This is a genomic window from Pseudomonas rossensis, assembly GCF_039888995.1.
Lineage (GTDB): Bacteria > Pseudomonadota > Gammaproteobacteria > Pseudomonadales > Pseudomonadaceae > Aquipseudomonas > Aquipseudomonas rossensis.
In genome coordinates this window covers 1-14,612 of record NZ_JBBWCB010000132.1, presented here as the reverse complement: position 1 = coordinate 14,612, position 14,612 = coordinate 1, and the positions used below count along the sequence as shown (strand labels likewise).

Genomic DNA, 14,612 nt, shown 5'->3' with positions numbered 1-14,612 from the left:
GCTGCGCAGCCGAACGCAGCCTTCGGCAGCTGCTACAAAGTATGCGTTGCTGCTCAACTGACCGGTATTTGCCTGACCCCTCCTCATTTGTGGAGGTCCGTACTTCTGCTGCGCTCTATATCGTGTGCCCTGCATATCAGGGGCTTGCGACCGTCCGTTCGGGCCACTTCCAAAACTATAAAAATAGAGGTGAGGCAGTTGAAATTTTCCAGGCTATTTATCGCCGTTGCCGCGACAACGGCATTTTCCTGTGTGGCGCTGGTGGGGTGTCAGACACACGCTTCGACAGGTGCCGACATGGTCATGCGCAACGGCTATGTCTACACCGTCGACGGCAAGAATTCCGTGCAGCAGGCGATCGCCGTCACGGGGGGGAAGATCGTTTATGTCGGCAGCGATGAAGGGGTTTCCTCTTACATCGGCACGCAGACACAGCTGATCGATCTGGCAGGTCGCATGGTGATGCCGGGCTTCGTTGATGCGCACATGCATCCGGGGGATGGCGGTCGCGCCATGACCTTGTGCGACCTGAAATACCAGACGATGACCCGCAAGGTTTTCCAGGAAACCATTCAGGCGTGCCTGGATGCCGACAAGGACAAAGGCCCCGATGTCTGGCTCGAAGTGGGCAGCTGGGACCGCATTGGCATGACCGGACTCGACGGTGACCCCGATAAATCGACACTGGAAGCGCTCAAGACCAACCGTCCGATTCAAGTCCGTTCCACCGACTTCCATACGGTGCTGACCAACTCTCGTGGCCTGGCGGTCGCCGGCATCAACAAGCACACGGCCAATCCCGGTGATGGCAAGTACGTGCGCGACAGCGCCGGCAACCCGAACGGCATCTGCGAAGACGGAGCCGCCGAGGCCATGGCCGCCGTGGTGCCGCCCGCCACCGACGCAGAGAAACTCAATCAGACCCGTGCGGCGCTCGACGCCATGCGCCAGCAAGGCATCACCAGTTTCTTCGATGCCTTGTCGGGGCCGGAAAACGGCAAAGCGTTTACCACCCTGCAGCAATCGGGTGAGCTGACGGCCCGGGCCTTGTTGGCGATCAAACTTGACCCTGGGGCCGCCACGGCAGACCCGGCGAAGACCATCGCCGACGCCAAGGCGTTGGCTGATACCTACGACCAGGGCGAAGCAAAAGTTGCACCGGGCGTGAGCATGCGCCACGTCAAATTGTTCATGGACGGCATCATCAACGCGCCGGCGGACACGGGTGCAATGTTGACGCCGTACCTGCGCAACGCTGGCACCGACACGGCGCCGAAGTGGACACCCGGCAAGAACACCGGTGAGCTTTACTTCCCGCCGAAGGTGCTCAACCCGTTGCTGCTGAAGGCCGTTCAGGCCGGCCTCGATCCGCACCTTCATGCCACCGGAGACCGCGCGGTGCGTGACTCACTGAACGGTATCGAATACGTGCGCCAGCAACTGCCTGGCAATGGCTTCCGCCCGGCCATTACTCACAACGAGTCGGTGGACCCTGCCGACTATGCGCGTTTCAAGGCGCTCGACGTGACCGCCCACATGTCCTTCCAGTGGGCCCAGCAGGCGCCCTCTACGGTCGACGGTACCAACGAGCATCTGGGGGCTGCGCGATTTGCCCGCATGGAGCCCTCCGGCAGCATCGCTCGTGCCGGCGGCCGCGTGGCGTATGGCAGCGACTGGCCCGTCGACCCGCTCGACGAGTTCCTGGCGCTGAAAATCGGTGTCACCCGCTCAGGTGATCCGCTGAACCCGCACAGCTACGGCCCCAAGTATGCGGGGAGGCTGAATGCCGACCCGGCGCTGTCGCGCACTGAAGTGTTGCGCACCATCACCATGAACGCTGCGGAGCAGCTGAAACTGGACGCTGTCGTCGGTTCGGTCGAGGTCGGCAAGTTCGCGGACCTGATCGTACTGGACAAGAACTTCATGCAGGTCCCCGAGGAGGAATTGGCTCGAAATAACGTGCTGCTGACGGTAGTGGGCGGCCAGGTCGTGTGGGCCAAGGCGCCGTTCGTTGGCCTTGATCCGAAGGCGTTGTCCCAGGCATCAACCGCCCGCCCAGCCCAATAAAAACAAGAGAGTGTTCCGATGCAGCGATTTATTCCAAACCTGTTAGCCGCAGCCCTGGCCTTTTCTTCGGTGCAAGCCATGGCCGCCGCTGACCTTGTGTTGTTCAACGGCAAGGTATTCACCGCCGAACCCGGTCAGGGACTGGTCCAGGCAGTGGCCGTGCAAGACGGCAAGATTCTCAAAGTGGGCAGTAATGCCGAGATCAACGCCCTGGCCGACACCCGCACGCAACGGATCGATCTGGCGGGCAAGGTGCTGATGCCCGGAATGATTGATACCCACAGTCACCCGGTGGTTGCGGCCTTCGACAGCATGGGGGCCAACCTGCTGGATGAAGTCAAGCCGTTGCCGGAGCTTGAACAGTGGATTATCGAACAGGATCAGGCGGGCATTGCGCGTGCCGGTGACGTGATCAGCATCGCCGGGGTCAGTTCGGCCTATTGGGACAAGAGCCGTGAGCTGGGCCAGCGCTTCAATCAGGGACGCTGGGTGGATCAACCGGTGGTCCTCAGCGGGATCGACGGGCACACCGGCTGGGCCAACAACGCCATGCTCAAGCGTCTGAAGATCGACGCGACACTGGTAAAAGGCCTGTCGGAACAGGATCGCAGCTATGTGGGTCATGACGCGGATTTCATACCCAATGGCTATTTTTCCGAGTCTCGCTGGGACCTGATACGCAGCCAGATCCCCGCGCCCAGCGACGAGATCATGTTGAAAGCCGCCCGCGAGGCGGTGAAGGTCAACAATCAATACGGCGTCACCGCCTGGATGGACGCGGCGGCGAATGCCGGCAGTGGCGATTCGCTGTTCGATTTCAAGGCAACCGAGCAGAGTTACGGCGTGCTGCCGCTTTACCGCGAACTGGCAGAGAAGGGCGAGCTCAATGCCCACGTCGCCGCGCTGCTGTTGGCCAACCCGAAAAGCCGACCTGCCGACCTGGAAGTGCTGGCCAAGGTGATGAAGAAATTCGAGGGTGTGCCCAACCTGAGTTTTCCTGGCATCAAGGTATTCGCTGACGGCGTTCTCGAGTTTCCGGGGCAGACCGCCGCGGTGATCGTTCCCTTCAAGAACAGCCATAAAAACGGTCAACTGCTGATCGACCCCGCGCACTTCGGTGAGTTGGTCGTGGCAGCGGAGAAGCGCGACTGGATTGTGCACATGCATGCGGTCGGCGACCGTGCGGTGCGTGAATCACTCAATGGTTTTGCCTACGCGCGCAAACTCAACCCGACACAGGTGGCTCATAGCATCAGCCACCTGCAACTGGTCAACCCGAAAGAGTTTCCGCGCTTCAAGCAACTTGGCGTGATCGCTTCCATGCAATTGCTGTGGGCCACCGGCGAGAGTTACACCGTCGAGCTCGTCAAACCCTATATCAGCGCGTTTGCCTACGGTTATCAGTATCCCGCCAAGTCCCTGCATAACGCCGGTGCGGTCATCGCCGGTGGCAGTGACTGGCCGGTATCCAGCCCCAATCCATGGAACGCCATCGCTCAGGCCAGCACGCGCAAAGGGCCATTGGGCGTGTTGAATGCCAAGGAAAGCATCGATCGCCAGACCATGTTCTACGCCTACACGCTCAATGCCGCCAAGGCCCTGCGCCTGGAGCAGCAGATTGGTTCGCTGACGCCCGGCAAACAGGCCGATTTGATCATCCTCGACCGCGATGTCTTCAAGGTCAGCGACGACGAACTGTTCGACACCAAGGTCCTGAAGACCTTCTTCGCCGGCAAAGAGGTGTACGCGCCCGCGTCCAGACCCTCCCTTCACCCGCACCACGCAAAAGACGCCTGGCTCCTCGCATGACGAGGGGCTCGGCATCGCCATGCCCGAAATAACCCGCACCTCCATAACAATAAGAGACTTGTATGAACGCACGCTCAGTATTGACCCTTGCCACTCTTGTATTGGCACCCCTGACCACCCAGGCACTGACACTCAACGATGACTTCAGCCTGGACATGACCCTGGGAGTCTTCAGCGACTACCGCACCCGTGGCATTTCGCAAACCCTGGGTGATCCGGCGGCTCAGACCGGCGCCACGCTGGTGCACAGCAGCGGCCTGTACGTTGGCGCCTGGACCTCGAATGTCGATTTCGGCGGCGAGTTCAAGACGCGGCAGGAACTCGAGTATTACGCGGGCTACTACTGGCAGGCGACCGAGGCCATCAGCCTCGATCTGGGGTACATCAAGTACGACTATCCAAAAGAGGGCCAATTCAACCTGAGTGAGGTCTACGCCGTCCTTGACGTTTATGGCGTGAAGCTCGGCGCTAACTACTCAAACGATACGCCGAACTTCTTTGGCGAGGACCAGGACACCCTTTACACCTACCTCAGCTACAAAATCGAATTGCCGGCCGAAATCGGCCTGGACCTGCGCGTGGGTCGCAACGATGTCAAAGACCCGGCTTTCTGGTCCGCCAGCGGCGAAAGTCGTGATGCCTACAGCGAGTGGGAAGCCAAGTTGACCCGTGACTTCGTGGGCGTGACCTGGGGCCTTAGCTACATTGATACCGACCTGTCGAAAAGCGAATGCACGAGCTGGTACGGCTATGGTGATCTGTGCACGGCCACTGTGGTTGCCAGTGCCAGCAAGGCGTTCTAAGCGTTCGAGCCCACACCATAAAAACAAGCGCCTCAAAGGAAAACACCGTAATGACCAAGGTCAGCGATAGTCAGCAGCGAAGTCCCCTGATCGAGACACGTTCGATCGATTACATCCCCGAGGCCGAGCGGCATGGCAGCCTCTACAGCCAGTTCACCCTGTGGCTCGGCGCCAACCTGCAGATCACGGCGATCGTCACCGGCGCCCTGGCCGTGGTGCTGGGCGGCGATGTGTTCTGGTCGCTCATCGGCTTGCTGATCGGCCAGGTACTCGGCGGTGCAGTAGTTGCCCTGCACGCGGCCCAAGGGCCCAAGCTCGGGCTGCCGCAGATGATCTCCAGTCGTGTGCAGTTCGGGGTCTATGGGGCGGCCATCCCGATTGTCCTGGTGTGCCTGATGTACCTCGGTTTCAGCGCCACCGGCGCGGTGTTGTCGGGGCAGGCGATTGCCCAATTGATCCATGTCAGCGACAGCGCCGGCATCCTGATTTTTGCCTCGTGCATCGCGTTTCTGACGATCTTCGGTTACCGGGTCATCCACCTGGTCGGCCGGGTGGCCAGCGTGTTGGGCATCATCGCCTTCGTCTATCTGTTTACCCGGTTGATGACCCTCAACGATATCGGCCTGTTGCTGGAAAACCGTCACTTCGGCTGGAGTACTTTCCTGCTGGCGGTGTCGTTGTCCGCGTCCTGGCAGATCGCCTTTGGCCCTTATGTAGCTGACTACTCACGCTATCTGCCGAGCAAGACCTCCTCGTGGAAGACGTTCGCTGCCGTCGGGCTTGGAACGGTGCTGGGCGCCCAGGCGTCCATGGTGCTGGGGGTGTTCGCCGCGGCGTTGGCCGGTGCGAACTTCCGCGGTCACGAGGTGGCGACCATCGTCGGGTTGGGCAGTACCGGTGTGATGGCGTCCCTGCTGTACTTGAGCGTGGTGTTCGGCAAGGTCACGGTGTCCACGCTCAACGCTTATGGCAGCTTCATGTGCGTGGCCACCATCATCAGTGGTTTCCGCAGTCGTCTGGAGATTTCCGCCCGGCAGCGGATGGTGTTTGTGTTGGTGATTGTCGCGGCATCCACTACGCTCGCGCTGCTGGGGCAGTACTCGTTTCTCAACACCTTCAAGTACTTCATCCTGTTTTTGCTGACCTTCTTCACACCGTGGAGCGCGATCAATCTGGTGGATTACTACTTCATCAACAAAGAGCGCTATGACATCCCTGCGTTGTCCGACCCGGCGGGCCGTTATGGTCGCTGGAACATGCGCGGGATCAGCGTGTATGTCATCGGTGTATTGATCCAGTTGCCCTTCGTCGATACGCACTTCTACTCCGGGCCGATGGTGGCGCAGCTCGGCGGTGTCGATATTTCCTGGATCGTCGGTCTGGTGGTGCCGGGGATTCTTTATTACGGGCTGGCCAGGACATCAATGCCGGCGGTGGCCCCTGAGCGGAGCTGAAAGACCTTAAGGAGGAAAGCGGAAATTTGGGTTAACCCAAAAAGATCGCAGCCTTCGGCAGCTCCTACATCCCTTGTAGGAGCTGCCGCAGGCTGCGATCTTTTGATCTACATTTCCCTTTTCCCGCTCATCCAATCAATCCGCAAGGAGACGATCAACATGGACATCCAGGCCCTGCGCGCCGACGCATCCCACCTCGATAAAATCGCCAGCCTCTTCGACGCTTATCGAGGCTTCTACGGCCAGCCGTCGAACCTGCCGCAGTCTCGCGAGTTCATCGCCGAGCGCATTGCCCGGGACGAATCCGCGATCTTCTTCGCCCAGGCCCCCAGCGGCGAGGCGCTGGGATTCGTCCAGTTGTTCCCGACGTTCTCCTCCATCGACGCGCACCGCACCTGGCTGTTAGGCGACCTCTTCACAACACCCGCCGCCCGAGGGCAAGGGGTAGGCACGTTGCTGATGAACACCGCGCGAGCCTTTGCATTGTTGACCGGTGCCAAAGGCATGGTGCTGGAAACGGCCACGGACAATGTCGGCGCGCAACGGTTGTACGAATCCTTGGGCTATGTGCGTGATACGGGTTACTACACCTACTGCCTCGATTTGAAACAAGGCTGAGCCAACCGCTGCCGGTTACCTCAACTCGTGCAGGAATGCGGCTTGGGCCTTGGGGCACGTGAGGATGCGGTAACGCGTGCTACGGGAAACATCACGGTCCCGAAAGCGTTCATACACCGCCTGGAAAACTTCACGGTTCAATGACGGGTGCTGATGCTTCAGGTAGCGTTCACAGCACGCGTTGTAGTGTTCAACCGATATGAACGTGTTGAACCAGAAGCGATAGAAGTAACCCAGTAGAAAACCCAGGCTGAAGTCGTGATCCAGCACCGAATGCGCGCAGCATTCGAAATCAATCAGGCGCAGCCTGCCATCGGGGCCGATCAGGATGTTCTTGGGGTGCGGGTCCATGTGCACAAACCCCTCGACCAGCGTCTGCCCAAACAGTTGAAATATGTCCAACAGCAGGGTTTGCGCCTGCTCGGGTTGGGCGATCAGTCGTTCATCGACGCTGCAATGATTGTCGAAAAAACTGACCAGCAAATACTCTTCCTTGAGAAAAGGAAAACGTCCGACGTGGCCGAATGCAGCCACTCTGGGCGATGATTCCGACTTGGCGGACACAACGGACAGATTGATGAATTCGTTGGTCAGGTCATGCAGTCCGAAAACACGCTTGAGGCCCAGGAAATTCTGCAGCTGCTTTTTCCAGTGGGTCAGGCGGTTGTGTTTCAACACCCATTTGCGCTCACCTTCGAGCAGGAACACGCTGCGGGTTTCCTCGGGAATATCCAGCAACGCATGTTGATCCGGCTCGGCAAAAAAACGCTGAAGCACCGTCACCAGTTCGTTCTGATCAGACGGATCGAAATGGAAGGTGACGTCAGCAATCTTTTGCTGATTCAGAGGGGAAGTAAGGTGTCTGAGGTGACGCATGTAAAGTCCCTGCTAAATGCTTTGCGGTCCATAAAACGCCGACAATCGAGCGCGACGCTTTGTCGTTATCGGCAGGACGCTGCAGACCCTTACTCACAGGGTTGATTTTTTACCGCTGGGTTGGCTGCACGCACGCCGTGACCAGCGGCACATCCCCATCGGCACTGAGTTTCAGCCATTCGGCCGGCGGCACTTCAATGCAAGCGCGACCAGGCTGTGCCTCGCGATGCGGGGTGCAGCCTTGCCAATGCGAGACGGTCTTCGACTCTATGCAAACCCGAGAAACGACAGGATAACCACGACAATCACAATTACCCCGACGATGTAGATGATGTTGTTCATGAATTCCACCTCTCAACCTGAATTGGATGGCGACGCGAGGGTGTTACCAATACAAGGTAGTGCACCTTTACTCGCAATTCCATTGCGCAACACACATAGCTCCGTTCCTCATTCGCGACGCGCCACTCGACTTACAGCCAGTATTCCCAGAGTCGTCCCATCTGCTCCTTGGCTCTTACTGCGAACGAGCGGCGCTGCCACTTTTCCAGCTTGATTTCGTTCGACTTGGCCAGATCAGCCATGAATGCCGCCTGCATCTTTTTTGCAAATTCGGTGCCCAGCACAACGACGTTGACTTCATCGTTGTGCAGGAAGCTGCGCCAGTCGAGGTTGGTGGAGCCGACAGTCGACCACACGCCATCGATGACGGCAGTCTTGACGTGGAGTAGCGCGCCACGGCGTTCGTAAAGCTTGACGTTGGCCTCCAGCAGCTCGCTGTAGTAGGCGCGTCCGGCATGGAACACCAGCCACGAATCGGTGCTGCTGGGCAGCACCAGCTTGACGTCGACGCCACGTGCTGCCGCCTCCTTGAGTGCCGCGAGTAACTGCGGATCGGGTACAAAGTAGGCGTTAGTCAGCCATATCTCGGTCTGCGCGCTTTGCAGCGCCGAAATCAACGTCGCATAGATCTGGCTGAACGGCTCATCGGGCGAGCTGCCGATGGCGCGAATTACTTCGGTGCCTTTGCGCTCCAGTGGCGGAAAGTAGTCGCGAGCCGCGAGTGGTTCCCCTTTCTGGGCAGTCCAGGTTCCGATGAACAGCTTCTGCAGGTCCGCAACCACGGGCCCCTCGATGCGCAAGTCGGTATCGCGCCAGGGCAAATCACCCGTTGGGCGAGTCTTCGAGTGAGTGCTGAACGAGCCCCCCGAATAGACGCTGCTGATGTTGATCCCGCCGAGAAAGGCAATACGGCCGTCCACTATCAGCAGCTTTCGGTGGTCGCGCTGGTTCACGTCCCAGCCCACTTTGGCCGTCACCGGATTGATGGGGTTGTACTCCAGCACTTTGATACCCGCATCGGTCAATCGAGAGAAAAACGCTGAGGGTGTTCCAAGGGTTCCGACGCTGTCACGGATCAGATTGACCTGTACGCCTTTGTGTTGCTGAGCGATCAGTGCGGCGGCGAAACGCTGACCGACTTCATCATCGTCGAGGATGTAGGTCTCCATGTTGATGTGGTCGCGCGCAGCTTCAATGGCTTTGATCATCGACTGGTAAGTGGTGGGACCGTCCTGCAGCAAGTCGACCTTGTTTCCTTCCGTTAGCGGGCTACCGGAGATGGATTCTTCGATTGCGAGGTGCACATCGAAGATGTCGGTCTCTGCGCCGGTGGACTTAAGTCGGTCGAGAATGGCTTTGCTGCGCTCGGCTGACAGAGGTCCGTTTATCCCGTCGAGTTGCACTGGCGCAGAGGGAGCTCGAGCCATGTCGGGCACTATCCTCGGCAAAGCACTGGAGCCAATCAAAAATGTCAGGAGCACAACCACGCATAGCACCAGGGCAATACATGCACCCTTACATCTGGTTAGAAGATTCATTCGGCCCCCTCTTGGCGATGACGGTGATAACGCTCTGTCCGGGCGTCTTGCGGACTACGCAAGGCGCCTTGATGGACGGGTTTCAGCGCTTGATAAGGGAGATCTTCGTGCCCTCGATACTGACCCCGGCCATTAACCCTTGCTGGTCGAATATGAACGCGTAGGCATCGTCCTTGAGAGTCGAGCTCGACAGATTCTTCGCCACCCCTTCGTCAACCACGACAACGGTTGGCCCCACGCCGACTTCCCAGCCCTTGGTCTCACGTACATAGTTCACGGCTTTGTCAGTCATCAGGAACACCGCATAACCGTACGATTGGGCGCCTGCCTGCAGCCCCCATGACCCGGTTACGGAGTTGTAATAACTATCCACTTTCGCGCCCTTCATCAGCACGCCTTCGCCATAGCTGCCACCGAACACAAGGCCAGCCTTGATGATTTTCGGGAAGACAAGCACGGCTTTGGCATTGCGCGAAATGGTTTCGGCAAATGGAGTGGCCTTGTAAAGCGTTTGCAACGCTTGCCGGGAGTCGGCATTCAGATCCTCGGCGGTTGCCGCACCTGCATTGTTCAGGAGGCTCGCTGATGCCAATGAGGCTGTCGCGAGGAAGATCGATAGGAAGAAGCGCATTGACTGAGTCATTTTCGTACTCCGGAAAGGGAGCAGGGGATGGGAGCAGCAGTCAGCGCCTGCACCAGACAGTATCCGAACCTACTGAACGTTATCCGGCGCACCCTGATGTGTGTGAATTGCAAAGCTTCGCTTTTGAATGAACCAGGCCCAAGGCCTTTGATCAGTCGCGATGCCATCAGATGTTTGGACCACTGTGCAACGGCCAGGTTCGTCGTCAGAGGCTGCTTTTGGCCGAAAGCAGATGTTCGCGACCGACCGCTTCCGACCCGTAGCTGCCTGTGGCGAGCGCTATTGGCTTCATCTGGGGTAGCAACCGTGACTACCATGATCGCCACTACTACGGCTGCTGGTTCCCGGTGAAGCCCGGGGAGTTCTTCGAATTCGGCGGCGAGATGATTCGGCCCTATTTCGGCACACGTCTTTCAGTCGATGGCCAGATCGCACTGTGGAAGGCCATGCACGCGCAGGGCTGCACAAAGGTGGTGGACGTTTGTGAAACACATAACATTCCTACCCTCAAACTACATATCCGCATGGGCTATCAGGAGCAGGGCCGGGTCGCGCATGTGTACGGGTTGTTCGGCCGCTGGCGGTTCTTCCGCGAAACGCGCTACAGCGGCTCACGACTTGACACCCTGCGTAAACCAATGAGCCCTGTTACCGCATGAGGCCACCAATGTCGACTCCGGCCACGATCAATTCAGCTCGATAGCCAAGCGGGCACGCGAAGCGATGGTGTCAGAAACGCTGACGGTGTTGGCTGGCAGAGGCACCCGTTTCGGCATGGTTGTGATTGACGGTATCGGAATCCTGACATTCCGTTTAGGCGCCAGCTACATTTACGAAGCCTGACCTATCAGCATGCGTGTGGACAGGTCGCCAAATTAAGGCGCGCCTGGATGTCAGCTTTCTGCCCACGGCGGGCAGGTATAAAAAACGCGCTCCTACCAACCCAATTAGTACCTCCAAAAGACTGGTGTGAGCAGCACCAGCACGGTCAAAATTTCCAGCCTTCCCAAGAGCATGCCGACCGTCAGCAGCCATTTTGCCGCATCCGGCAAAGTCGAGAAGTTGCCCGCTGGACCAATGATCGTCCCCAGTCCGGGACCCACGTTGCATACTGCGGTGGCAGCACCGCTTAAGGCTGTCGTCCAATCAAGACCGATCAGCGCCAACCCCAGGGCAATGCCACCGATGGTGATGGTGAAAAAGAATGAAAAGGTCAGCAGTGAACGTGCGATGTCTTCGTCGATGAAATGGCCGTTGTATTTTTTCCGGATAACCGCACGAGGATGAATCAGTTGATTCAGGCTGCCCATCAGCAATGAGGAGGCGACCTGAAAGCGGAATATTTTAAGCCCTCCCGCCGTAGACCCAGAGCATCCGCCGACGAAGGTCAAATAGAAAAACAGCAAAACAGAAAAGCTGCCCCATAAGGTGTAATCCCCGAGGGCTAAACCCGTGGTCGTGACCACCGAGGTTACATTGACGGCCACGATACGAAACGCTTCCCACCAGCTGTAATTACTGTTAAAGCACAACCACGTACCAAATAGCAGCCAGGTAATCACCAGAAACCCAATGAACCCTCGCACCTGATGGTCTTTTAATAATGCACGTCTGTTGCCCCGTAGTGTGGCGACATACAAGGTGAAAGGCAGGCTGCCGAGTATCATGACGACCACGGATACCCAATGAATAGCCGGTTGAGGCCAGTGCGCCAGGGATGCATCCGAGGTTGAAAAGCCGCCCGTTGAAATAAATGACATCGCATGATTGATCGCTTCGAAAGGCGTCATGCCCGCTACCCATAACGCCAGAGCGGACACCCCGGTCAGCCCGAGGTAGAGCACCAGAATATATTTCGCCGCGACGTGAGAGCGTGGTGTCACTTTCTCTGACCAGTCTGAAGATTCTGTCTGAAACAAACGCATGCCGCCGACTCGCAACAAAGGCAAAATCGCCACAGCCATGCCGATAAAACCAATTCCCCCGAGCCAGTGCAGCATCGAGCGCCAAATCAGTAATCCTGGTGACGCGGTATCCAGCCCCGTCAAAATCGTCGAGCCGGTGGTGGTGATGCCGGACATCGTTTCAAAAAATGCATCGGTATAGCTGATGTGATGGATGAGCACCATCGGCAAAGCCGCAAAGGCGCAGACGACAACCCAACTGGCCGTGGTCAACAGGTACATATCTCGTGGACGAAGTTGGGCAACATCTGGACGCCCGCGAATAATCAGCGCCAGCCCACAGACGAACGTGATCAGGCTCGACCAGAGAAACGCCGACAGATCATCACTGCGGTCATAAACCACCAGTGTAAACATGGGAATCACCATGCTCACGGCCAACGTGATCAAAAAAATACCCAGGATAAATCCGATAAGCCGCAGTACTGCAATGGACATAAAAACGCCTGGCTGATGAGCACCGCACAGTATCAATTGACTCAACATGGCTACCCGTAAAGTTTGCGTAAAATCTCCCGGTGGAGCTGAGTCCATCTGATCGGCATTAGCCATATGCGCGAACGCTTAGCCAAAGCGTGGACCTGCGGAGGATATCCTGCCGGGTTCTACCCGACAGATTCGTAATTGTATCGCCCGTTACCATCTGACATTAATGCGTTACTAATGCTTAAGCCCAAATCCTGACAGGTCGTTTCAATCCTAAAATCTATAGCTGATGGGCATGTTTCCAGGAGTGGGAAATGACTGCTTTTGGCCGGAAGTAGTCGTTTATGAACGGCTGCTTTTTTCGATCAGGATCTAGCCCAACGGAATGGCGCGACTCAATATAGGTGAAAAAATCATCTGAAACGCGGTGCCGTTGAAGTCTGCATCGGGCCCATGACTTAGCGTACCGCCTAAGGTTTTTACAAGCGTAGTGATTACCTTCATTCCCAGCCCCGACATTTTATCAACATCAAAGTCAGCTGGAAGTCCCCTACCGTTGTCGCTCACCGTTAAGCAGTATTGGTGCTGAAAGGGTGCTAAGCGCACGTGAACCTTGTTGGCTCCATATTTCAACGCGTTAGTCACCAATTCATTAACAATCAGGCCGATTCGACTGATTTGTTCGCTCGCTAAAGTTAACGGGACGGCCTCGACCGAAATTGCTGCCTTATCCCCACTACTTAGCATTATTGATAAGCCAGCGCACAATCGAATCAGGTAGTCAGCGCAATCGAGTGTAGTGACAGCCTTGCCGACATGCATATGTTGATGGACATTGGCTACGGCAAATATCTTGGCTGCCGCTCTAGAAATCTCATTAGCCGCTTCAGAGCTGCCCAACTGAGCACTTTGAATGCTCAGCATCGACACAATCAACTGCAGGCTATTCATCACTCGATGGTCAATTTCCTCAGCCATTAGGTGGGAATGGTTCAGCGCAGCTTCCTTCTCAGCTATGGAACTCATGGCGGAGAGTCGCAGTTCGAGCTGATCCATTACAACGCTGGCAAGATCCGTCAACGTGTCTATCTGTTCTTGGGTGACCGTGCGTGGCTTCCTGTCCAACACACAAAGCGTTCCCAGATTGAAGCCGTCGTGCGTATGCAGCGGCACACCCAAGTAAAACTGAAGCCCCAATTCGCCTACGACGAGGGGATTAGCAAGCGTTCGAGGATCGTGCCTAGCATCCGTTATTAACCAAGGCCCACTCTGTAAGATCGCGGAGGCACAAAGCCCGGAATTGCGGGGAATTTGATTTTCGTCGAGCCCGTGATGGGATTTGAACCAGATTCGATCTGTATCGACGATGCTCACGATTGCTATCGGAGTATCCAGAAGGCGCGCTGCTATTGCGGTCACACGGTCAAATGCGCCATCCGGAGGGGTGTCAAGGATGGCATATCTGCGAACGATGTCCATGCGAAGTGATTCGATTGGACTTGGTTTATTAGAACTTACGGAGTGAGGTACAGTGTTCATAGGTATTAACACTCTTAAGGCCTTAGGGCCGCTGGTTGCGATCATGGCTCCCCGAAGGAATCCCTACACCAGCACTTCGAAGCGTTGTATCACTCCGCTCGTTTAGTGGCATGAATGATAGCACCGCGTTGCATGGTCTCAGGATAGTGAAACGCAGTAAGTGCCCCACCGGTCGCTGCGCTCATTGGATGAGGTGGAGACGTTTTCGTTCGCTGGGATATTGTCGACACACCCAATGGCAGCTTTTGGCCGATTTCTGCCTGTCGCCATCGTCAGCTTTGGGTCGATCCAAGTCATACAGCCGCCAATCATCCGCTCCGTGAAAGGCTTCGTTGGAAACCTTTTCTGATAGCGCTGAAGGGCGCACGTGTCAGTAAGACGCGTGCACGGGCTTTCCCTTATGGTTCTAACGTGACGTCCGGGCGACCAGCGTCATATTCGTCGAAGATCAGCGCCATGGGCCGGCAGTGCCCAGGGCAGGATGCCTTCCTAGAATTCACAAGTTCGGTATGTGGTGCGGGCAAGATGAGGGC

At 57.1% G+C, this 14,612-nt stretch carries 10 protein-coding genes and 1 pseudogene; 6 read left to right on the top strand and 5 right to left on the bottom strand.

From position 1 onward, the window contains the following. Positions 1–198: 198 nt before the first annotated feature. The 5 genes from WLY71_RS25025 to WLY71_RS25005 all read left to right on the top strand — a co-directional run bounded on the left by WLY71_RS25025 (position 199) and on the right by WLY71_RS25005 (position 6,751). Complete coding sequence (locus tag WLY71_RS25025; protein ID WP_347805676.1) at positions 199–2,067, top strand: amidohydrolase; 1,869 nt, start codon at positions 199–201, stop codon at positions 2,065–2,067. Between the two features lie 18 nt (positions 2,068–2,085). Then, positions 2,086–3,876, top strand: a complete 1,791-nt coding sequence (locus WLY71_RS25020) for an amidohydrolase (protein WP_347805675.1) — start codon at positions 2,086–2,088, stop codon at positions 3,874–3,876. A gap of 62 nt (positions 3,877–3,938) precedes the next feature. Continuing rightward, a complete protein-coding gene (locus WLY71_RS25015) occupies positions 3,939–4,679 on the top strand; it encodes a TorF family putative porin (RefSeq protein WP_347805674.1) in 741 nt (246 codons plus the stop codon). Positions 4,680–4,729: 50 nt separating this feature from the next. Next, positions 4,730–6,133: a purine-cytosine permease family protein gene (locus WLY71_RS25010; protein ID WP_347805673.1), complete on the top strand. Its 1,404-nt coding sequence runs from the start codon at positions 4,730–4,732 to the stop codon at positions 6,131–6,133. A 159-nt stretch (positions 6,134–6,292) separates the two neighbouring features. Next, the gene (locus WLY71_RS25005) at positions 6,293–6,751 is read left to right on the top strand and encodes a GNAT family N-acetyltransferase (protein WP_347805672.1); all 459 of its coding nucleotides are present in this window, start codon (positions 6,293–6,295) and stop codon (positions 6,749–6,751) included. Positions 6,752–6,766: 15 nt separating this feature from the next. Here WLY71_RS25005 and WLY71_RS25000 read toward each other — a convergent pair whose 3' ends face one another. The 3 genes from WLY71_RS25000 to WLY71_RS24990 form a co-directional block, all read right to left on the bottom strand. After that, entirely contained in the window at positions 6,767–7,627 is an 861-nt protein-coding gene (locus WLY71_RS25000; RefSeq protein ID WP_347805671.1) for a phosphotransferase, read from the bottom strand. A 473-nt stretch (positions 7,628–8,100) separates the two neighbouring features. Beyond that, a complete protein-coding gene (gene cls / locus WLY71_RS24995) occupies positions 8,101–9,396 on the bottom strand; it encodes a cardiolipin synthase (protein ID WP_347805670.1) in 1,296 nt (431 codons plus the stop codon). A 193-nt stretch (positions 9,397–9,589) separates the two neighbouring features. After that, the gene (locus WLY71_RS24990) at positions 9,590–10,150 is read right to left on the bottom strand and encodes a lipid-binding SYLF domain-containing protein (protein ID WP_347805669.1); all 561 of its coding nucleotides are present in this window, start codon (positions 10,148–10,150) and stop codon (positions 9,590–9,592) included. Positions 10,151–10,428: 278 nt separating this feature from the next. Here WLY71_RS24990 and WLY71_RS24985 point away from each other — a divergent pair. Then, positions 10,429–10,809: pseudogene (locus tag WLY71_RS24985) on the top strand (N-acetyltransferase); the annotation flags it as partial. 288 nt (positions 10,810–11,097) lie between these two features. Here the strand turns inward: WLY71_RS24985 and WLY71_RS24980 are convergent. Then, positions 11,098–12,552, bottom strand: coding sequence for a TrkH family potassium uptake protein (locus WLY71_RS24980; RefSeq protein ID WP_347805668.1), 1,455 nt, complete (start codon positions 12,550–12,552; stop codon positions 11,098–11,100). 360 nt (positions 12,553–12,912) lie between these two features. Beyond that, positions 12,913–14,019: a sensor histidine kinase gene (locus WLY71_RS24975; protein WP_347805667.1), complete on the bottom strand. Its 1,107-nt coding sequence runs from the start codon at positions 14,017–14,019 to the stop codon at positions 12,913–12,915. Between the last annotated feature and the right edge of the window lie 593 nt (positions 14,020–14,612).